Raw genomic sequence first — 18,013 nt, forward strand, 5'->3', positions numbered from 1 at the left:
AAGTCTCAGCTCCGCAGGCGGGGCGTCACGTCTTGTGCCGCCCCGCCGCGACGGTCACCCCCGTCCATGCCGGGGGATCGGAGGCGGGGAAGGATTCGAGATCGGCCTCAAGGACCGGATCGAGCGGGCGATCATCGGTCCCGGACAGATCGCGCGCGCCATCCTGATCGGCCGCCTTGCGCAGGCGGTGGTCCGAATGCCCCTGACCCGTGCCGGAGGGAATCCGAAAGGCCCCCGGCGCATCGGCCCCCTTGTAGAGCCGGTGCCGTTCCTGCCCCCGCCAGGGGTTGGGCGCGGCGCGGCGCGGGGCGTCCGCACGCACGACATAAGCCCAGTCCTGCCGCTCGGCGAAGTCCACGGCGCTATCGCGGTCGGGGAATTTCAGTCGGATCGGGCGATAGGCGTCGTCGCTGGAGGTGTAGCCCATCAGCGGGTCGATCTCGGGCCGCCGCGATGGCTCGAACTCAAGGACCCAGTAATTCGGCCGGGGCGCCGATGTCATCGCGGAGCGCGCCGGGCGATAGATGATCGCCGTCGGCACGTCCCACGAGCGCTGATCGGTGCCGGGAATCTTCGGCGCGAAGGGCGGGCGGTTGTGGCCGTGCATCATGACGTTTCTCCCTCTCTCTCGACGGACAGCGCGGTCTCGATCCGACTGCGGTCTTCGATCGGCAAGGGCAGGCGTGCGGTCATCTTCCGCACGGCGGCGAGCGTCGCCCCCGCGCGGTCGGAGGAATGACCGGCGTCGCCCAGCTTTTCGCGCAGGTAGCTATGCGCCGCCGCGACAGTGCGTGTCACCTCATCCTCGGGAATGCCGAGAATCGCCGCGGCGCGCTCGGCGGGCGTGTCGTCCAGATCGACCAGGGCGACAACCCTGCGCCAGAGCGCGGGAAGAGCGGCGATCGCCCGATGCAGGGCCTGCGCGCTTTCCTGGCTGGCGGCGGCCGCTTCCGGGTCTTCCCCCGTTTCGTCGGCCACGAGTTCCTCGAGCAGCAGCATGTCGTCGGGCTGGTAGAACTCGAACATCTCCTGATCCGCTTCGGTCGGCTCCTCCGCCGGGGCCTCGGGTGCGGCGTCGAGCGAGGCCGCATCCTGCGGCACCGCGCGTCGGGCGGCGCGGGCTTCTTCCCCGATGGTCTCGAAGGCCAGACGTTTCAGCCAGTCGCCAACCGAGAATTCCGAGGGCCGATCCTCGAAGAGGGACAGCCCCTTGAGGATCGTCGCATCGACCAGCGACCGCACACTCAGATAGCCTTCGGGAACCTCTCCGCTGCATTCGAGATAGGTCAACTCGCGCCGCACCGTGTCATAGACCGCATCGAGGTGATCCTCGATCAGGTCGAAGAACAACGCGCGCCGTTCCGCCTCGGCAGCATCGCGCACCGGGGGAAGGGGGGCGCCGATCCGGCGGCGGCGGGCAGGGCGCTTGACCTGGTGCTCGTGCTTGAGGCGCCCCACATGCCGGTCGACCCGGTGGCGCAGGTCGGCAAAGGCCTTGCGCAGGACAGGCTCGATCTCGAACCCGTCCTCATGGGCCGCGATCACGCCAGAGGGCAGTTGCAGGCGCAGGCTGACATGGATGCGGGTCTTGCCCTTCGTCTGCGAGGCGCTCACGTCGAGCCGGACAAGATCCTCGGAAAAGCGCGCGAGATGCGGCGCGAGCTGGCGTACCTCCTCCTGGATGACCTCGGGCGCACGCTGCTGCCCGTGGCGGTCGAGATTGCGAAATGCCTGTGCGACTTTCATGCCGTTCTCCTTCCGATTTTATCCTGCATCGAATGGCCGGGCGCGATGATCCACGCGCCCGGCCGCTGTCCTGCGATTTCAGGGCGAGGCTTATTCCGCCGCTTCTCCTTCGCCCTTGTCGCCATCGTCGCCGGCCTCGCCCGACTCCTCTTTCACCTTCTTGCCGCCTTTCTGGCGGGGCTTTTCAGCCTTGACGTCGGCGCTGTCGTCCGAAGCCTCGTCCGCCTTGCCGGCATCCCGAGCGATCTTTTCGAACACGACCTTTTGCTCGTCCGCCGACCAGGCGACGCGGACCTTGTCACCATCCTCGATCCGCCCCGAGAGCATCTCGCGGGCCAACTCGGTCTCCAGCTCCGACCGGATCAGCCGGCGCAGCTCGCGGGCGCCGAATTCGGGGCGGAAGCCGACGGCACCGAAATGATCGACCACGCTGGTGTCGAATTCGAGCTCGACGCCCTGGGTCATCGCGGTGCGTTTCACCCGGTTCAACTGCAATTCGACGATCTGGCGGATCTCCGACTGGTTCAGCGAGTGGAAGACGATGATCTCGTCGATCCGGTTGATGAATTCGGGCCGGAAATGGCCGCGTAGCACGTCCATCAGTTCGGATTTCTGCTTTGCCTCGTCGAACTCCTTCGTGCCGCGCTTCTGTAGGTTGCGCTGGATGATGTCCGAACCGAGGTTCGAGGTGGCGATGATGATCGTGTTGGTGAAGTCCACCACGCGGCCCTTCCCGTCGGTCAGACGCCCGTCGTCGAACACCTGAAGCAGGATGTTGTAGACATCTGGATGCGCCTTCTCGATCTCGTCGAGCAGCACCACCGAATAGGGCCGGCGGCGGACCTTTTCTGTCAGCTGCCCCCCCTCGTCATAGCCGACATAGCCCGGAGGCGCGCCGACCAACCGTGCCACCGCGTGACGCTCGCCATATTCCGACATGTCGATCCTGAGAAGCGCATCCTGATCACCGAAGATCACCTCGGCCAGCGTCTTGGCCAGTTCCGTCTTGCCGACGCCGGTCGGCCCGAGGAAGAGGAAGGTCGCAGTCGGACCGGAGCCTTCGCGCAGACCCGCGCGCGCGAGACGCACCGCATCGGCCACGGCGTGGATCGCTTCTTCCTGGCCGATGACGCGCTCGTGCAGCTTGTCTTCGAGCTTGAGGAGCTTGTCCTTCTCCTCGGTGGTCAGTTCGGTGACCGGAACCCCGGTGATCTTCGAGACGATCTGGGCGACGTGATCGGCGCGCACCTCGGCGGTTGCCGAAGCCTGGTCGCGTTTCCAGACCTCCAGCAGCTCGTCGAGCTCCGTCTGCCTAGCCTCCAGTTCCTTCTTCAGCTCGGCCGCCCGGTCGAATTGCTTGCGCGCGGCGGCATAGTCCTGTTCGCGCCTGATCTGCGCGACCTCGGCTTCGAGCTCCTGCACGTCCACGGGCCGCGCAGTGGCCGAGATCTTCACCCGCGCCGCGGCCTGGTCGATCAGGTCGATCGCCTTGTCGGGCATGAAGCGACCGGTGATATAGCGATCCGAAAGCTCCGCGGCGGCGATGATCGCCTCGTCGGTGATCGTCACCTTGTGGTGGCTTTCGAGCGTGTCGCGCAGCCCGCGCAGAATCATGATCGTCTGTGCGACCGTGGGCTCGTCCACATAGACCGGCTGGAAGCGGCGTTCGAGTGCGGCGTCCTTCTCGATGTATTTCTGGTATTCGTTGAGCGTTGTTGCGCCAATCAGGTTCAACTCGCCGCGCGCCAACGCCGGCTTGAACGTGTTGGCGATGTCAAGTCCGCCCTCGCCGCCGCCCTGGCCGGCGCCGACGATGGTGTGGATCTCGTCGATGAAGAGAATGAGGTTGTCTTTCTCCTCGGTTATCTCCTTGAGGATCTTCTGCACGCGCTCCTCGAACTCGCCGCGATACTTGGACCCTGCGACCATCGAGTTGATGTTCAGTTCAACCAGCCGCTTGTCGCGCAGGGCCTCGGGCACCTCGCCGGCCACGATCCGCTGGGCGAGCCCCTCGATGATGGCGGTCTTGCCCACGCCCGGCTCGCCGATCAGCACGGGGTTGTTCTTCTTGCGCCGCGCAAGAACCTCGATCGTCGTCTCGATCTCGCGGGCGCGACCAATCACCGGATCGAGCTTGCCCTCGCGCGCGGCCTTGGTGAGGTCGCGGCTGAACTGGTCGAGATCGGGGGTGTTCGATGGAGTCTCGACGCGGCCTTCCTCGGCACCCTTGCCGACCACCTTAGTCACCTGCTGGCGCAGCGCCTGCGGCGTCAGCCCCAGCTTGCGCAGCATCGCCGCCGCGAGGCCTTCGCCCTCTTCGGCGAGCCCGATCAGCAGATGTTCCGGCCCGACATAGGAATGGCCAAGCTCGTTCGAGGCGATGAAGGCGCGGTTCAGCGCGTCCTTGAGACGCGGGCTGACACCGATCTCGCCCTCGGCCTTGCCCTCGCCGTGTTTGGCCTCTTTCTCGATCTGGCGGGCAAGATCATCCGCATCGACCTTGAACTGCTCCAGGATCGTGCGCACGACATCCGACGTTGTCAGCGCCAGCAGCAGATGTTCGGTATCCACCTCGTTGCGACCGAACTCGCCCGCCTTCTGCGCCGCCGCCTGCAACAGCTTGTTGCCCTGTTCGCTCAACCGGTCGGCGATCGTCTGCCCGCCGCCGCCCCGGCGTGCTCCGCGGCGCGGCGCTTCGCCGCCGAAGGTCGCGTCCACCACATCGTCATCCCCAACGTCGCCAGCGGTATCCGTCGCGCCCACAGAGCGGCCCCGCATCGGGCTGTCCCCGAAGAGGCTGCCAAAGCCGCTGTCGCCAAAGAACTCGTCAAACAGCGAAGACCGCCCGAACAGCGATTCGAGCGGCGAGGCGCTGCGGCCCGACCGGCGCACCATCTCGCGGTAATGCTGGTCGCAAAGCTCCATGTCCTGCGTCTTGCCGTTGATCGAGGCCCGCACGCGCGCCGTCGCCGGGCGGCCGCAGATATCGCATTTTCCGTTCGCCATTTTTTGGGCTCCTTCAAGTTGAAATTGTCACGACTACACATTGAAGTGCGTGACGTGGATATGACCTGTATCAAACCGCCTTGTCCCGGGCCGGTTGGACCTTGCCCTGAACCTCCGCAAGGTCGGTCTCGTCCAGCGTCTCCTTCTCCAGCAGTCGCTGCGCGGTCTCGTCCAGCAGGGCGCGGTTCGCCGTCAGCAACGCCACCGTGCGCTCGAAGACCCCATCGACGATGTCGCGCACCTTCGCGTCCATCCGCTCGGCAGTGGCGTCGCTGTAGCGGCGGTTGAGCCAGGACGACTGATCGCCGGTGCCAAGAAAGCCCGGTCGCTCGCTGTCGTAACTCACATGACCCAGATCGGGGTCCATCCCGTAGCGCGCCACCATCGCGCGGGCGATGTCGGTGGCCTTCACCAGATCGTCCGCAGCCCCGGTCGAGAGATGATCGTAGATCACCTTCTCGGCCGCGCGCCCGCCCAGAAGCACGGCGATCTTGTTCTCCAGCTCCTCGCGGGTCATCAGGAAGCGGTCCTCGGTCGGGCGCTGGATGGTGTAGCCGAGCGCGCCGATCCCGCGCGGGATGATCGAGACCTTGTGCACCGGATCCACCCCCGGCAGCGCCATCGCCACCAGTGCGTGGCCCATCTCGTGATGGGCCACGATCTCGCGTTCGCGCGGGTTCAGGAGGCGGTTCTTCTTCTCCAGCCCCGCGACGATGCGCTCGACGGCATTGGTGAAATCCTCCATGCCCACGGCCGCCGCCTTGCGGCGGGTGGCCAGAAGGGCGGCTTCGTTGACGAGATTGGCCAGATCCGCCCCGGAAAAGCCGGGCGTCAGCGCCGCGACCTTCTCGGCGTCGACGTCCGGGGCGAGGGTGACCTTCTTCATGTGCACATTGAGGATCTGCACGCGGCCCGTCTTGTCGGGCTTGTCCACCAGCACCTGCCGGTCGAAGCGACCCGCGCGCAGGAGTGCCGGGTCGAGGATCTCGGGCCGGTTGGTGGCCGCCAGCAGAACGATGCCGGCCGACGGGTCGAACCCGTCGAGCTCGGTCAGAAGCTGGTTCAGCGTCTGCTCGCGCTCGTCATGGCCACCGGCGACCTGCCCGGCCGCTCGCGCCCGCCCGAGCGCGTCGAGCTCGTCGATGAAGATGATCGCCGGGGCGGATTTCCGGGCCTGTTCGAACAGGTCGCGCACCCGCGCGGCACCGACGCCCACGAACATCTCGACGAATTCCGAGCCCGAGATCGAGAAGAAGGTCACGCCCGCCTCGCCCGCCACCGCGCGCGCCAGAAGCGTCTTGCCGGTGCCGGGAGGGCCGACCAGCAATATGCCCTTGGGGATGCGCGCGCCGAGCTTGCCGTATTCGGCGGGGTTCCTGAGGAACTCCACCACCTCCTCGAGCTCGGCCTTGGCCTCGTCCACGCCGGCCACATCGGCGAAGCTGACGCCGGTCTCCTTCTCCATATAGACCCTGGCCTTGGACTTGCCGACCTGCATGAACCCGCCGAAGCCCTGCCTGTCGGCGAACTTGCGGAACAGCAGCATCCAGACGCCGAAGAAGACGAGCGCTGGCGCCACCCAGGAAATCAGCGTGCCGAGGAACGTGTTCTGCGGCACGCCGGTGATTTCGACCCCCTTCTTGTCGATCAGTTGCAGGATTGAGGGATCGACGATGGTGGTCACGAAGTCCTTCTTGCCGTCCACCGGGGTCTTGAACCGCCCCGCGATCGTGTCGCGCCCCACGGTGACCGACTCGATATTGCCGTCCTCGAGATAGGTCTGGAACTGGCTGAAGTTGATCGGTGCGACGGATTGCCAGCTCGCGATCAGGTTCTGGAGGAACAGCACGGCGATGAAAGCCACCACCCAATACCAGATGTTGTATTCGGTCTTCTTTTCCATTTCTCACCTGTTAGGTTCCAACCCGCGAACAGCTTAATGCGTTGTCGGCGCACCGCCAGATCATAGTCGCGCCCCACCTCGTTTTTCGGGGACGGGATCATTCCAGGGGTCGAAACCGTCCGGCCCTTCGGCTATCTACGGGCGACTGACCCCGATGAAAGGCCCGGCCGAGATGACGTTCAAGCCCCGCCACCGGTTCATCAACCTTGCCCAGTCTGTCCTGCTGCTGGCGGGAATGGGCGCCATCGGCTGGGTCGCGCTCAATGCCATCGTCGGCCCCGATCTGGCGCTGGCCATCGTTCTGGGCTCGCTGGGTGGGCTCCTGCTGGCGCCGGGGATGTCGAAACAGATCCTGATCCGCGCCTATCGCGCCCGCCGCCTGACCGGGCGCGACTTTCCCGAGGGGCTGGCGATCCTGGGCGAGCTGGCGCGCCGGGCGGGATTGCCGCGGGTGCCGGAACTCTACTACATCCCCAGCGCGCTGCCCAACGCCTTTGCCATGGGCAACCCGGAAGACAGCGTGGTCTGCGTCAGCGACGGGCTGCTGCGTTTGCTCAACCGCCGCGAGCTGGCCGGCGTGCTGGCCCATGAGATCGCCCATGTCGCCAATCGCGACCTGTGGATCATGGGGCTCGCCGATGCGATGTCGCGGGCGGTTTCGCTGGCCTCCTGGTTCGGCCAGGTTATCCTGCTTCTGAACCTGCCGCTGATCCTGATGGGCGCGGCCTATGTGCCTTGGGAGGTGCCGCTTCTGCTGATCTTCTCGCCCACGATCATGGCGCTCTTGCAACTCGCGCTGTCGCGGACGCGGGAATACGACGCCGATCTGGGCGGCGCGCGGCTGAGCGGCGATCCGGAGGGACTGGCCTCGGCGCTTCTCAAGCTCGAACGCAGCGCGGGGCGGTTTTGGGAAGAGATGATCCTGCCCGGCCGCCGCATCCCCGTGCCCTCGCTGCTGCGCACCCATCCGCCGACCGAAGAGCGCGTGCGGCGGCTGCGCGCGCTCGAAGCGCCGCGTCGGCCGCCGCATCCCGAGACGGCGCTGCGCGTGCCGCAGGCCGGTCGGGTCGAGGCGCCGCGCTTCGGGCCCTGGGGTGTCTGGCGCTGAGCGAAAATTTCGCCGCCCCCCTCTTGAAACGGCCGCGAAACCTTCCTTTTTGGGACTGGAGACGCCCGATTGGGGTTTCAAGGATACGCAGAGAGGTTCGGCTGCAAGAGCGGACCACCGATCGCTCGCCAGTTCGGGAGTGAATCGGGAACGCGACCACAATCGAACGCCGATCATTCGGCGGACCTTTCAACGTGTCCGGCTCCTCGGGCGCCCGATCTGACGCGGCCTGTTCGCGTCATTGACTGGCTATGAAGGAGGCGAGACATGCTCTATCCCACTTTCGCACGGCGCAGCGATCCCTTTTCGCTGATGCGCTCCATGATGCGCGACGCCGACCTTTTCGCGCCGATGGTCTCGGCCCGACCCGCCTTTCCGGCGGTGAATATCTGGCAGAACGACGAGGCCGTGGCGATCACCGCCGAACTGCCCGGCGTCGATCCGGCCGATATCGACATCCATGTAAAGGACAACGTGCTGACCCTTTCGGGCGAGCGCAAGGCGCCGGACCTTCCCGAAGGGGCCCGCTGGCACCGCAACGAACGCGGCTATGGCAAGTTCAGCCGTGCCGTCCGTCTGCCCTTCGCCGCCTCCGACGACAAGGTCGAGGCGCGGATGACCGATGGCGTGCTGCGTATCGTCGTCGGCCGGCCGGAAGAGGACAAGCCGAAGAAGATTGCGATCAAGGCCGCCTGATAGGAGGAGTTCGACATGACCACCGAAGTTACTAAAACTGCCGAGAAGACCCCGGCCGAGACGCCCGAGACCACCACCGGCGGGCACATCTATCAGCCGCTGGCCGATATCGTCGAGACAGACGAGGGCGTGACGCTGATGCTCGAGATGCCGGGTGTTGTCCCCGATGACGTGGATGTCACTCTGGAAAAGCGCGTGCTGACGATCCGCGGCAAGGTGCGGCCCACCAGCACCGAAAAGCTGCAACTGGCCTATGCCGAATATGGCGAGGGCGATTACGAGCGATCCTTCACCCTGTCGGAGGATTTCGACCCCGAAAGGATCGAGGCATCGGTCTCGCACGGCGTGCTGACGCTCTCGCTGCCGCGCGCGGCCGAGACCAAGCCGAAGAAGATCGCCGTCAAGGCGTCCTGACCAGAAGGAGGAATGGATATGCAGATCAAGGACCTGATCCCCTGGGCGCACAAGGATCGCGCGCCCGAACCGAAGAGCGGCGAGCAGAACCCAATCGCTACGCTTCAGCGCGACATGAACCGTCTGTTCGAAGGCTTCTGGAACCGCGTCGGCGATCTCGACTGGCCTTGGGGCAGCGGTGAGGCCCGCTCGGACGTGGTCGAGACCAAGGATGCGGTCGAGGTGTCGATCGAACTGCCCGGCATGGAGATGAAGGACATCGAGGTGTCTGTCAGCGACGACATGCTGACCGTCAAGGGCGAGAAGAAGATCGAGCGGCAGGAGGAGAAGAAGGGCTACTACCTCTCCGAGCGCAGCTATGGCGCGATTTACCGCACGATTCCGCTGCCGCCCGGCGTCGATGGCGAGAAGGCCGAGGCGAGTTTCAAGGACGGCGTGCTGACGATCCGTCTGCCGCAGACACCCGAAGCCCAAGCCAAGGTCAAGCGCATCGAGGTCAAGGGCGCCTGAGGGCGTGTCACGGCGCCGCCGCGGGATAACCCGGCGGCGCCTTTTCCCCGAAAAAGAGATGACATGCTGGCAAGACTCGCCCTAATATTTATTTATCCGATCGGCATCCTTTCAGGCCCGACGGCCGCTCAGGTTGTGAGTGCCGAAGCGGATCCGCGCGGCATTCCGACCATCGCGCCGCTCATCGACTCGGTCGACGATGCGGTGGTCGACATCGCGGTGGTTTCGGAACGGCCCGCGTGAATGACGCCGCTGTTTCGCGATCCGGCCAACGACAACGCCGTGCTCAGGAGCGAGGCCAATAACCTCACCGAGGTAGCGCTCGGAAATTCCGAGGATCTTCTGGTGGACGATTTCGTGGTGGCCATCGGCAATCCCTTCGGCGTCGACCAGACGGTGACCAGCGGTATCGTCTCGGCGCTTGGGCACTCGGGTATCAACCCCGAGGGCTACGAGGATTTCATCCAGACCGACGCGTCGATCAATCCAAGCAACTCGCGCGGCGCGCTCATCAAGCTGGATGGCAAGCTCGTCGGCATTGGCTTCGCCGTGCCGATCAACATGGCGCCCGCGGTCAAGGACCAACCGCTCGAGTTTGGTGAGTTGCAGCGCTGGCGGCTCCGCGTGCTTATCCAGGATATGACGCCGGATCTGGCGCAGGCGCTTGGCGCGGGAACAGTGACAGGGGGCACCGTGAGCCCGGTCGAGCCGGGCACGCCGGCCGATGACGTAGGGCTAGGGGCTGGCGATGTTGTCGTGGCTGTGAACGGCGAGACGGTAGAGGGCTCGCCCGACCTGCGCCAGAAGATTGGCCTGCGCCGTCCGGGTGACAGGGTCAAGATCGGTTATATCCACGACGGCGAGCATCTGACCGCGCAGGTCGTGCTGACCCGCGGGGCAGAACAGGGTCCAGCCGCGCGAAACCGCGGCGACGGCGATGCGCTCGGCAGGGTGCGGTTTGCGCCCCTCGACCGGTCGCATCCCGCCTGGGGCGAGGCGCAGGGCGTTGTGGTTGCCGAAGTTCTGCCCGGCAGCCGCGCGGCGCGGGCCGGGCGCGAGCCGGGCGACGTGATCACCGCCGTGCACCGCCAGTTGGCAAAGACGACGCGCGACATCGACCGCGCGTTCGAGCAGGCGGCAACGACCACCAACCGGCTCCGACCTGGCCCGATCGCGGGGTCGGGGCCGATTAATCGATGGAGCAGCAGATGAAACAGACCGAAACGCGGCCGAAAATCCGGGAAGACTGGAGCGCAATGACGCTCTACGAACGGTTCGAGCAGGCGGCGATCGTGGTGCTCACGGGCATCATCATGATCGTCATAGTCTCGGCGCTCTGGCAACTTATTCGCGAGGTCGGCCTTCGCCTGCTCCTCGGAGGGCTCGACCCGCTGGACTACAGGACGTTCCAAGCCGTTTTCGGGATGATCTTTACCGTCGTTATCGCGCTCGAGTTCAAGCGGTCTCTGCTGGTCGCCGTTGAGCGCCGTTTCGGTGTGGTGCAGGCCCGCAGCATCATTCTGATCGCGCTTCTTGCCATCGTGCGCAAGTTCATCATTCTTGACCTCTCTGAGACGGAGGCATCCAAGATCGGGGCGCTTGCCGCCACCGTGCTCGCGCTTGGCGTGGTCTACTGGCTGGTTCGCGATCAGGACATGCGGGAAAGGTCGGAATCCCAAGACCTCTGAGTCAGGGGAATACGAAGTGAAAGAAGCCATGCGATGACAGAAGATCCCTACAAGACCCTTGGCGTTGCCAAGACCGCCACCCAAGCCGAGATCAAAAAGGCCTATCGCAAGCTCGCCAAGGAGTTGCACCCGGACCTGAATCCGGACGATGCGGTCAAGCAGGAGCGGTTCAAGGCGGTCTCGCATGCCTATGACCTTCTGGGCGACCCCGAGAAGCGCCGGCGTTTTGACGCGGGCGAGATCGACGCCGACGGACAGGAGCGGCCCGAACGGCAGTATTATCATCAGTATGCGGGGCAGGACGCCGGCCGCCGCTATGATCCCGGCGGGGGCGGCTTCCACTTCGAGACGGGCGGCATGTCGGACGAGGATCTGTCGGACATCTTCTCGCACATCTTCGGTGCACGCGGCGGTCGGGCGGGCCCGGGTGGCTTCGGGCAGGAATTTCACGCCCGCGGCCAAGATCTGCGCTATCACCTCGAGGTGGAGTTCCTCGACGCCGCGCGCGGCACGAAGCGCCGTGTGACCATGCCCGACGGCAACACGATCGAGCTGACGATCCCCGCAGGGCTGAAGGACGGCCAGACCCTGCGCCTGCGCGGCAAGGGCGCGCCCGGTCATGGCCAGGGCGGGCCAGGCGATGCTTATGTTACGGTCTCGGTCCGGCCGCATCCGGTCTTCACCCGCACGGGCGACGACATCGAGATGGAGCTGCCGATCACCTTCGACGAGGCGGTTCTGGGCGGCAAGGTCGAGGTGCCTACGGTTTCGGGGTCGGTCTTTGTGACGATCCCGCAGGGCGCCTCGTCTGGGCGCAAGCTGCGACTGCGCGGCAAGGGGATTGCGCCGACCAAGGGCAAGGCGGGCGACCAGATCGTGACACTGAAGATCGTCCTGCCCAAGAAGATCGACAGCCAGGCCGAGGAACTGGCGCGGCGCTGGCGCGAGACCCAGCGCTTCGACCCGCGCGCCGAGCTCAGGAGGATGACATGAGACTGACCGAAACGATGGTTTTGCGCGAAGTCCGGCGCCTGTCCAGCCGCGACCTGCAGATCTGGGTCGAGGCAGGCTGGGTCTGCCCCGCGATGGGCGAAAGCGGCCCGGTCTTCGACGAGATCGACGTCGCCCGCCTGCGGCTTCTGTGCGACCTGCGCAAGGAAATGGCGCTGCCCGCCGACACCGTCCCGGTCGTGCTGGGCCTGATCGACCAACTGCACGAGACGCGGCGCCACTTGCATGCGATGATCGACGCGCTCGCTGACCAGCCCGAGGAGGTGCGCCGCGCCATGGCCGCGCGGCTCAGGGCGCAGGGCCTGCGCAAAGGGGAGTGACGCAAGCGCGGTCCTGTCGTAACCTGCTGTCTTTGGACGCGCACGGAAGGGAGGATGCCATGGACGAAGACCTCGCGGCCTGCCGCCGCCTGCTTACGGTGAGCTATCGCAGATATATCGAAGCAGAACGGGCGCGGGCTTCTGCCGTAAGCCAAATGCGGGGCTATTTCCCGCCCCGCCAAAGGCCGAATCCCGCTGAGATCGGCGCGCCCGGTTCCCGCATCCGTCAGCTTGTCGAGCAGAGCGAGCGCGCCTATCTGCGTTTTCAATCCGCCCATGCAACGCTTCAACAAGCGAAAACACGGCTGCAAGAACGACGAAACACGGCCTCGAGGCTGCTTTTCTTTAACGTTCGCATCGACTGACGAATGGATCGTCGAGCGGAAAAAGCTCGATCCCAGGCGCATCTGCTCCTGTAGTAAGCTCAGATCCGAGTCACAAAGCTGATGTTAGGTTCGTTCTGGAGGACTGAAGCGAGTCGCTTACGATTCCGCACGTCGGTAGGTGTCGCTTCTTCGGCAATTGGGGCGTGGCTATCAAGCTCGGTCGGTCATGGCGGTTCCAACTCGGGCGATGCTTCTGTGCGGCGCCCGGCATCACGCCACCTCCCGCGCTTCGCCGGAAGCGTCGGTGATGGCCGCCAGCGCCTCCTCGATACTGGCCGCGTAGTGCACGAGTGGCCGTTTCAGGCCATGCGTCACGAAGGCCCGTCGGATGTCGCGGCTGGCGCCCGTGAGCCAGAGCGCGACGCCGCGCTTGTGGGCCTTGTGGGCGAGACCCTCGATCATGTTGGCGCCGGTCGAGTCGAGGAAGGGTACCGCCGAGAAGTCCACGATGAGCGCCTTGTGGCTGTCCTGGATGCGGTCGAGCACCGAGCCGATGGAGGCGGTTGCGCCGAAGAAGAGCGCGCCGGTGATGCGGTAGACCACCACCTCAGGATTCGCGGCGACCTCTTCGTCATAGCTGCCACGGGGGTGCGCGCTGTCCGCCTCGTCCCGGCCCACGAAGGGCGTGTGGGTGGTGATGGCGGTGGTCTTGCTCATGCGCTGGATGAAGAGGACCGAGCCGAGCGCGAAGCCGACCACGATAGCCTCGGTCAGGTCGCGGAAAATGGTCAGGAAGAAGGTCGCGGCCAGCACCGTCGCTTCGCCCGAACCTGAGCGGACCAGGATGGCGATGGCGGGCTTCTCGATCATGTTCCAGGCGACGACGGTCAGGACGCCCGCGAGCGCCGCCAGCGGAATGTAGGCGGCGAGCGGCGCGGCGATGAGCATGAACACCAGCAGGAAGACTGCATGCAGCATGCCTGCGACCGGCCCATGCGCGCCCGAACGCACGTTCGTCGCTGTCCGAGCGATGGTACCGGTGACGCAGAAGCCGCCGAAGAGGGCCGAGCCGATATTGGCCGCGCCCTGCGCCACAAGCTCGCAGTTCGAGCGGTGCCGACGCCCGGTCATGCCGTCGGCGACCACGGCAGACAGAAGCGACTCGATGGCACCCAGAAGCGTGAAGGAGATCGCGGCCGGAAGAACCGCCATGATCTTCTCGACAGACAGGTCCGGCAGGCTTGGGGCCGGCAGGGTCGAAGGGATACCGCCGAACTTCGTGCCGATGGTCTGCACCGGCAGGGTCAGCAGCGCTGTCGCCAAGGCCGCGACACCCACTGCCATCAGCATGCCCGGCCAATGCGGCCGCCAGCGGCGAAGGCCAAGGATGATCGCCACCGTCGCCGCCGAGACGAGAAGCGCGGCGGGCGTCAGGCTCGCGCGCGCCTCCCACAAAGCCGGGAGCTTCTCGAGCAACTCACCCGGTTCATGATCCAGCGTCAGGCCGAAGAGTTCCTTGATCTGGCTCGCGAAGATGATGACAGCGATCCCCGCGGTGAAGCCGACCGTGACCGGGAAGGGAATGAACTTGATGAAGGTCCCAAGCCGCAGGAAGCCGACGGCCGCCAGCATCAGCCCCGAGAGGAAGGTCGCAAGGATCAGCCCTTCCATCCCGTGCTGCGCGACCGTCGCCGCGACCAGCACGATGAAGGCACCCGCAGGACCGCCGATCTGGAACCGCGATCCGCCGAGCAGGGAAACAAGGAACCCCCCGACAATGGCGGTGTAGAGCCCCTGCGCCGGGGTCGCGCCCGAGGCGATGGCGATCGCCATGGAAAGCGGCAGCGCCACGATGGCGACGGTCAGTCCGGCAATGGCATCCGCCCGCAGCTGCGTCAGCCCATAACCCTCGCGCAGGACGGTCACGAGTTTCGGGGTGTAGAGGTCGGCGAAGCTGGGCGTATCGCCGGTCTGTCTGGTCTGGTCTTTCATCTTGGGCCGCACCTTGAATGGGTTGCGGCGGGATCGTCGGCATGTCGTCGGCGGTCGCCGTCGCGAAATATGGTCAGTTTTCCGGGGGTGGAGATTTCAGGCGAACGCCGCGTCCGCCTGCCGTGCTGGGGGTGCCTTCACCGATCAGTTCGACACCGGCGAGTTGCAGCGCCGTGACGACCTTGGTCAGGCTGTCGACCACGCCGCGCACGTTGCCGGCGCTGGCCTCCATGCGCTGAATGGTCGGGACGGACAGCCCGGACAGTTCGGCCAGAGTTTTCTGGTCGATACCGAGAAGGGCGCGCGCCGCGCGCATCTGGGGGCCGGTGATCATGAGGCATATCCTGAATGGGATATTCGCTACCTAGATCATGCATAATGATATGTCAAATATCTATGTTGCCAATCAGTCGTTCACTTTGACTGCGCCAACTTTCAATCGTTCCCTATACCTTCCCAATCGGTGAGGAGGGTTGAATCCTCTTCACCTGGTTATCTCCCCTGCCAACACTGCACTTCCGTGCACTGCCAAAGTTGCTGAAAACCTCTGGCACCCAAACTTGCGGATCACATCGAGTACCCGCGCTTCATAGGCAGCGTGTCCGATCAAGCGACACAAGTCGGACGCGTGGAACTGGCGGTTCGCAGTTGGTGCGGCTTGCATCTGTCTCAGCAATTCGCGCTCTTTGGGATCCGCTATTGGTCTCGCGGGCGGCTTGACCGCGGGACGAGTTGGAGTTCCCCACGAATTTCGCCATCGGCGCATGAAGCCAAGCAGGAAGCCGGCCGGCACCCTACCGTTGCCTCGGGACCGGTTGAAGGCGAGGAAGCGATCCCAGATGACTTGGGTGTCGATGTTCCAGCAGGGCAACGTGGCCTTCGCTGCTTTGATGAGCTCCGCCCAACTGGTCTGGAAAACGTTCGAACTCGCGGTGATGTCGATCAGTCCTGAGAAGATAGTTTTGTTATTATTATCTCTAGATAGTGATGTGTCGCCTTCACCTGACACGAGATCATGGGTTTCACTCTCCTCGTCGAAGGCGGAAAACCGAAAGATCCAGGGCGCGAACTTTCCATTCGGCTTTGCCCGCTCGAGCTGCAACTCCGACGTCTCAAGTTCGCTCAAAAGAACCGAAAGATATTGTCGTGAAACACCCATCTTCTCCGCCAGGGCCGAGAGGGTGAAGGCTGCCGTTCCGCGCGACAAACCGTTGTAGCCATCCTTCCAGGCGATGGCGTCGAGGATGAGGGTAGCAAGCTTGTGCGCTGCAACAGAGAGATTTGTCTGCGTAATCCGCCGCAGGATCAGGCCGGTCGTAGGTTCCATGGTCGAGGTCTCCTTGGAGATCCGACGCCATGTCGTGAGACAACAACATTCTTGCCAGCAAAACAACTTTGCTGGTTGCGGGTGTCTTGGCGGTGCGCTAGGAAACTCTTGTTCACGGAGTTTTCTAGCACGGCGTCAGGCTTCACGGTCTGGCGTCGTCTCCTTTTCAGGGGTTTTGCACAGCCTCCCGTGCGGGGTTGAGATGACGCGCGCGGCAAAACCGCGCGCAGATTTTGTCAGTAGCGAACTTCTTCAGAACCATAGTTCCCGGCGTGATCGCGCCAGTCGACGAAGACGGAACGGTAGAAGTAGCTGCCACATCCATTCGGAATGCTCAGGCCGGATGCGGCTGGCACCTGGCCCACGGTGGATCTTGTCCATCGGTAGTCGCCCTGCACGCCGTAGGACCCCAATCGCGTCGAGTCGCTGCGATTGCAGTCGCCATCTCGGTTTTCGTGCTGGCGATACTGGATGTGATAGACGCGAATGCTGCGCACGAAGTCAAAGGCGTCGCCAGAGATGTCGATGTCTGCTTGTTCATCCGCCTGGACGCGGACAAGGGGGATTGGAGTCGATTCCTGCGGTTCGGGCGGATCGCGGAACGTGATGTCATAAAGGCGTTCCATGGGCGACATTGGGCTGGGATCTTTGAACGACACACCCATCGGACACCGCCAGATTTGCAAGGGCGGTTCGATCGGCCATGGCGTGATCCGCCGAATGAAGACCGCTCTAGCATGCGCGCAGGGCGCGGAGGCAGGCCAGCCCCCCGCAAGGCAGAGGAGGATTGCACAGTCCACCTGATAGGCCTGAGCCGGACCGGACGAGGCCATTAGTCCGGATATGCTTATTGCCGTGGCAGTGGCCACGCCGTGGATCACGTGCTTCATGATGCCGACTCCATCTATAATGGTGCAGCGATACGAAACAACATTAATGATAGCAAGGAGATTTGATTGATAGTGACCTGCGATTGTTCGCTTGTGTCGCGAGACCGCTTCCAAGATCTGACGCCGGTTTGGGCTCTTGTGGTGTCTTGAAAGTGGCCAAAATTGCGGCCTCCTTTCACGTCCATTGCCAAACAAACACTTACAAAAAAAGAAAATGTGCTGTTTCCATGCGGCTACGAAAGCGGTCACGGAAGAACAGACCGCATGAGCCCGTCAAACGACCTGTAGCAGCGCTCATGGTCTCGGGACGGGCAGTATCGGAAAACTGTCGCGCTTGGTTCCCCGGCTGAATTCCGGGAACAGAAGGGCGGGTGGAGCAACGATCCTGGGTTGAGGCCTATGTTGGGATCGAACATGCGCTTGAAGATTTATGGCAGAATCTGATACGATTGAATATGGATAGGAGAGTCCGATGCCAAACGTCCACCTGACCGAACCGATGCAGAAATATGTGCAGGCGCAGATCGAGTCCGGCGCTTACGCCAATCTGAGCGAAGTCGTGCGCGCCGGCGTGAGGATGCTGATGGAGTGGGATGGTGCCCGGCAGTTCTATGCGCTCAAGGCCGACCTCGAGGAGGCAGCCACCCTGGCCGAAAATGGAGACTTCACCGAGTTCGATGCCCAAGCCTTCGAACCGGATGCGTTTGATCGCTGACCCGCATGACTATTCGACTTTCCGGTCGGGCCAGGTCCGACCTTGAAGAGATCCGTGCCCACACCGTCGAGACCTGGGGTAGGGACCAATGGCTCGTCTATTACCGCCAGTTGGTCACCGCCTTCGAGCAAATCACCGGGGATCCCGACCGGGGTCGGGACAGGCGTCTCTTCGTCCCGGGGATGCGATCCGTCAACTGCCAGCGTCACGTGATCTTCTACAAGCGTAAGCGCTCGGTTGATACCCTTCTGAGCGCTTCTTGTTGCCGCAACGACCGCCTGTGCCCTTGGGGCATCGACAGCTTTCCGCAGATCAGCCATTGCTTTGACGCCACCGGAGATCAGCGGGAATGATTTGATGC

At 64.2% G+C, this 18,013-nt stretch carries 20 protein-coding genes; 12 read left to right on the forward strand and 8 right to left on the reverse strand.

The features are described from left to right. Positions 1 to 25: 25 nt before the first annotated feature. The 4 genes from TP2_RS04140 to ftsH form a co-directional block, all read right to left on the reverse strand. Positions 26 to 610, reverse strand: a complete 585-nt coding sequence (locus tag TP2_RS04140) for an NADH dehydrogenase ubiquinone Fe-S protein 4 (protein WP_038073875.1) — start codon at positions 608 to 610, stop codon at positions 26 to 28. Further along, positions 607 to 1,746, reverse strand: a complete 1,140-nt coding sequence (locus TP2_RS04145; RefSeq protein ID WP_038073880.1) for an RNA polymerase sigma factor — start codon at positions 1,744 to 1,746, stop codon at positions 607 to 609. Before TP2_RS04145 ends, TP2_RS04140 begins: the two co-directional genes overlap by 4 nt. 90 nt (positions 1,747 to 1,836) lie before the next feature. Then, entirely contained in the window at positions 1,837 to 4,752 is a 2,916-nt protein-coding gene (locus tag TP2_RS04150; protein WP_038073881.1) for an ATP-dependent Clp protease ATP-binding subunit, read from the reverse strand. Between the two features lie 70 nt (positions 4,753 to 4,822). Next, the gene (ftsH, locus tag TP2_RS04155) at positions 4,823 to 6,655 is read right to left on the reverse strand and encodes an ATP-dependent zinc metalloprotease FtsH (protein WP_038073882.1); all 1,833 of its coding nucleotides are present in this window, start codon (positions 6,653 to 6,655) and stop codon (positions 4,823 to 4,825) included. A gap of 172 nt (positions 6,656 to 6,827) precedes the next feature. Here ftsH and TP2_RS04160 point away from each other — a divergent pair, with 172 nt between their 5' ends. From TP2_RS04160 to TP2_RS04200, 10 genes are all read left to right on the forward strand, one after another. Beyond that, positions 6,828 to 7,763, forward strand: a complete 936-nt coding sequence (locus tag TP2_RS04160; RefSeq protein WP_038073972.1) for a zinc metalloprotease HtpX — start codon at positions 6,828 to 6,830, stop codon at positions 7,761 to 7,763. Between the two features lie 267 nt (positions 7,764 to 8,030). Continuing rightward, the gene (locus TP2_RS04165) at positions 8,031 to 8,459 is read left to right on the forward strand and encodes an Hsp20/alpha crystallin family protein (protein WP_038073883.1); all 429 of its coding nucleotides are present in this window, start codon (positions 8,031 to 8,033) and stop codon (positions 8,457 to 8,459) included. Between the two features lie 15 nt (positions 8,460 to 8,474). Continuing rightward, positions 8,475 to 8,873, forward strand: coding sequence for an Hsp20/alpha crystallin family protein (locus TP2_RS04170; RefSeq protein WP_038073884.1), 399 nt, complete (start codon positions 8,475 to 8,477; stop codon positions 8,871 to 8,873). A gap of 18 nt (positions 8,874 to 8,891) precedes the next feature. After that, positions 8,892 to 9,383, forward strand: coding sequence for an Hsp20/alpha crystallin family protein (locus TP2_RS04175; RefSeq protein ID WP_038073974.1), 492 nt, complete (start codon positions 8,892 to 8,894; stop codon positions 9,381 to 9,383). 63 nt (positions 9,384 to 9,446) lie between these two features. Beyond that, on the forward strand, positions 9,447 to 9,626 hold the full coding sequence (locus tag TP2_RS17870) for a hypothetical protein (RefSeq protein WP_051692168.1): 180 nt from the start codon (positions 9,447 to 9,449) through the stop codon (positions 9,624 to 9,626). After that, positions 9,627 to 10,595, forward strand: a complete 969-nt coding sequence (locus TP2_RS04180; protein ID WP_051692169.1) for a PDZ domain-containing protein — start codon at positions 9,627 to 9,629, stop codon at positions 10,593 to 10,595. Beyond that, entirely contained in the window at positions 10,592 to 11,071 is a 480-nt protein-coding gene (locus TP2_RS04185; RefSeq protein ID WP_038073977.1) for a phosphate-starvation-inducible PsiE family protein, read from the forward strand. The genes TP2_RS04180 and TP2_RS04185 overlap by 4 nt, the downstream gene beginning before the upstream one ends. Before the next feature lie 33 nt (positions 11,072 to 11,104). Then, on the forward strand, positions 11,105 to 12,064 hold the full coding sequence (locus TP2_RS04190; RefSeq protein ID WP_038073886.1) for a DnaJ C-terminal domain-containing protein: 960 nt from the start codon (positions 11,105 to 11,107) through the stop codon (positions 12,062 to 12,064). Next, positions 12,061 to 12,402, forward strand: a complete 342-nt coding sequence (locus tag TP2_RS04195) for a hypothetical protein (RefSeq protein ID WP_038073889.1) — start codon at positions 12,061 to 12,063, stop codon at positions 12,400 to 12,402. Before TP2_RS04190 ends, TP2_RS04195 begins: the two co-directional genes overlap by 4 nt. A gap of 59 nt (positions 12,403 to 12,461) precedes the next feature. Continuing rightward, positions 12,462 to 12,767, forward strand: coding sequence for a hypothetical protein (locus TP2_RS04200; RefSeq protein WP_051692170.1), 306 nt, complete (start codon positions 12,462 to 12,464; stop codon positions 12,765 to 12,767). A gap of 231 nt (positions 12,768 to 12,998) precedes the next feature. On the opposite strand, the gene TP2_RS04205 is transcribed toward TP2_RS04200, so the two are convergent. The 4 genes from TP2_RS04205 to TP2_RS04220 all read right to left on the reverse strand — a co-directional run bounded on the left by TP2_RS04205 (position 12,999) and on the right by TP2_RS04220 (position 16,880). Next, on the reverse strand, positions 12,999 to 14,720 hold the full coding sequence (locus TP2_RS04205; RefSeq protein ID WP_038073891.1) for a SulP family inorganic anion transporter: 1,722 nt from the start codon (positions 14,718 to 14,720) through the stop codon (positions 12,999 to 13,001). Positions 14,721 to 14,793: 73 nt separating this feature from the next. Further along, the gene (locus tag TP2_RS04210) at positions 14,794 to 15,054 is read right to left on the reverse strand and encodes a helix-turn-helix domain-containing protein (protein WP_038073894.1); all 261 of its coding nucleotides are present in this window, start codon (positions 15,052 to 15,054) and stop codon (positions 14,794 to 14,796) included. A gap of 150 nt (positions 15,055 to 15,204) precedes the next feature. Continuing rightward, complete coding sequence (locus TP2_RS04215; protein ID WP_038073897.1) at positions 15,205 to 16,047, reverse strand: hypothetical protein; 843 nt, start codon at positions 16,045 to 16,047, stop codon at positions 15,205 to 15,207. A gap of 236 nt (positions 16,048 to 16,283) precedes the next feature. Beyond that, on the reverse strand, positions 16,284 to 16,880 hold the full coding sequence (locus tag TP2_RS04220; protein WP_420804588.1) for a hypothetical protein: 597 nt from the start codon (positions 16,878 to 16,880) through the stop codon (positions 16,284 to 16,286). A gap of 529 nt (positions 16,881 to 17,409) precedes the next feature. Here TP2_RS04220 and TP2_RS04230 point away from each other — a divergent pair. Together TP2_RS04230 and TP2_RS18850 are read left to right on the forward strand one after the other, a co-directional pair. Continuing rightward, positions 17,410 to 17,652: a type II toxin-antitoxin system ParD family antitoxin gene (locus TP2_RS04230; protein WP_038073913.1), complete on the forward strand. Its 243-nt coding sequence runs from the start codon at positions 17,410 to 17,412 to the stop codon at positions 17,650 to 17,652. A 5-nt stretch (positions 17,653 to 17,657) separates the two neighbouring features. Further along, positions 17,658 to 18,005, forward strand: a complete 348-nt coding sequence (locus TP2_RS18850) for a type II toxin-antitoxin system RelE/ParE family toxin (RefSeq protein ID WP_240473709.1) — start codon at positions 17,658 to 17,660, stop codon at positions 18,003 to 18,005. The last annotated feature ends 8 nt before the right edge of the window (positions 18,006 to 18,013 follow it).

Origin of the sequence: Thioclava pacifica DSM 10166, from assembly GCF_000714535.1 — a bacterium.
Taxonomy (GTDB): Bacteria; Pseudomonadota; Alphaproteobacteria; order Rhodobacterales; family Rhodobacteraceae; genus Thioclava; species Thioclava pacifica.

Coding starts and splice junctions, on each gene's coding strand:
- TP2_RS04140 (WP_038073875.1), bottom strand. CDS start 610: ATGATGCACGGCCACAACCGCCCGCCCTTCGCGCCGAAGATTCCCGGC.
- TP2_RS04170 (WP_038073884.1), top strand. CDS start 8,475: ATGACCACCGAAGTTACTAAAACTGCCGAGAAGACCCCGGCCGAGACG.
- TP2_RS18850 (WP_240473709.1), top strand. CDS start 17,658: ATGACTATTCGACTTTCCGGTCGGGCCAGGTCCGACCTTGAAGAGATC.
- TP2_RS04220 (WP_420804588.1), bottom strand. CDS start 16,880: ATGGCCTCGTCCGGTCCGGCTCAGGCCTATCAGGTGGACTGTGCAATC.
- ftsH (WP_038073882.1), bottom strand. CDS start 6,655: ATGGAAAAGAAGACCGAATACAACATCTGGTATTGGGTGGTGGCTTTC.
- TP2_RS04185 (WP_038073977.1), top strand. CDS start 10,592: ATGAAACAGACCGAAACGCGGCCGAAAATCCGGGAAGACTGGAGCGCA.
- TP2_RS04180 (WP_051692169.1), top strand. CDS start 9,627: ATGACGCCGCTGTTTCGCGATCCGGCCAACGACAACGCCGTGCTCAGG.
- TP2_RS04160 (WP_038073972.1), top strand. CDS start 6,828: ATGACGTTCAAGCCCCGCCACCGGTTCATCAACCTTGCCCAGTCTGTC.
- TP2_RS04195 (WP_038073889.1), top strand. CDS start 12,061: ATGAGACTGACCGAAACGATGGTTTTGCGCGAAGTCCGGCGCCTGTCC.
- TP2_RS04230 (WP_038073913.1), top strand. CDS start 17,410: ATGCCAAACGTCCACCTGACCGAACCGATGCAGAAATATGTGCAGGCG.
- TP2_RS04205 (WP_038073891.1), bottom strand. CDS start 14,720: ATGAAAGACCAGACCAGACAGACCGGCGATACGCCCAGCTTCGCCGAC.
- TP2_RS04190 (WP_038073886.1), top strand. CDS start 11,105: ATGACAGAAGATCCCTACAAGACCCTTGGCGTTGCCAAGACCGCCACC.
- TP2_RS04215 (WP_038073897.1), bottom strand. CDS start 16,047: ATGGAACCTACGACCGGCCTGATCCTGCGGCGGATTACGCAGACAAAT.
- TP2_RS17870 (WP_051692168.1), top strand. CDS start 9,447: ATGCTGGCAAGACTCGCCCTAATATTTATTTATCCGATCGGCATCCTT.
- TP2_RS04145 (WP_038073880.1), bottom strand. CDS start 1,746: ATGAAAGTCGCACAGGCATTTCGCAATCTCGACCGCCACGGGCAGCAG.
- TP2_RS04165 (WP_038073883.1), top strand. CDS start 8,031: ATGCTCTATCCCACTTTCGCACGGCGCAGCGATCCCTTTTCGCTGATG.
- TP2_RS04150 (WP_038073881.1), bottom strand. CDS start 4,752: ATGGCGAACGGAAAATGCGATATCTGCGGCCGCCCGGCGACGGCGCGC.
- TP2_RS04175 (WP_038073974.1), top strand. CDS start 8,892: ATGCAGATCAAGGACCTGATCCCCTGGGCGCACAAGGATCGCGCGCCC.
- TP2_RS04200 (WP_051692170.1), top strand. CDS start 12,462: ATGGACGAAGACCTCGCGGCCTGCCGCCGCCTGCTTACGGTGAGCTAT.
- TP2_RS04210 (WP_038073894.1), bottom strand. CDS start 15,054: ATGATCACCGGCCCCCAGATGCGCGCGGCGCGCGCCCTTCTCGGTATC.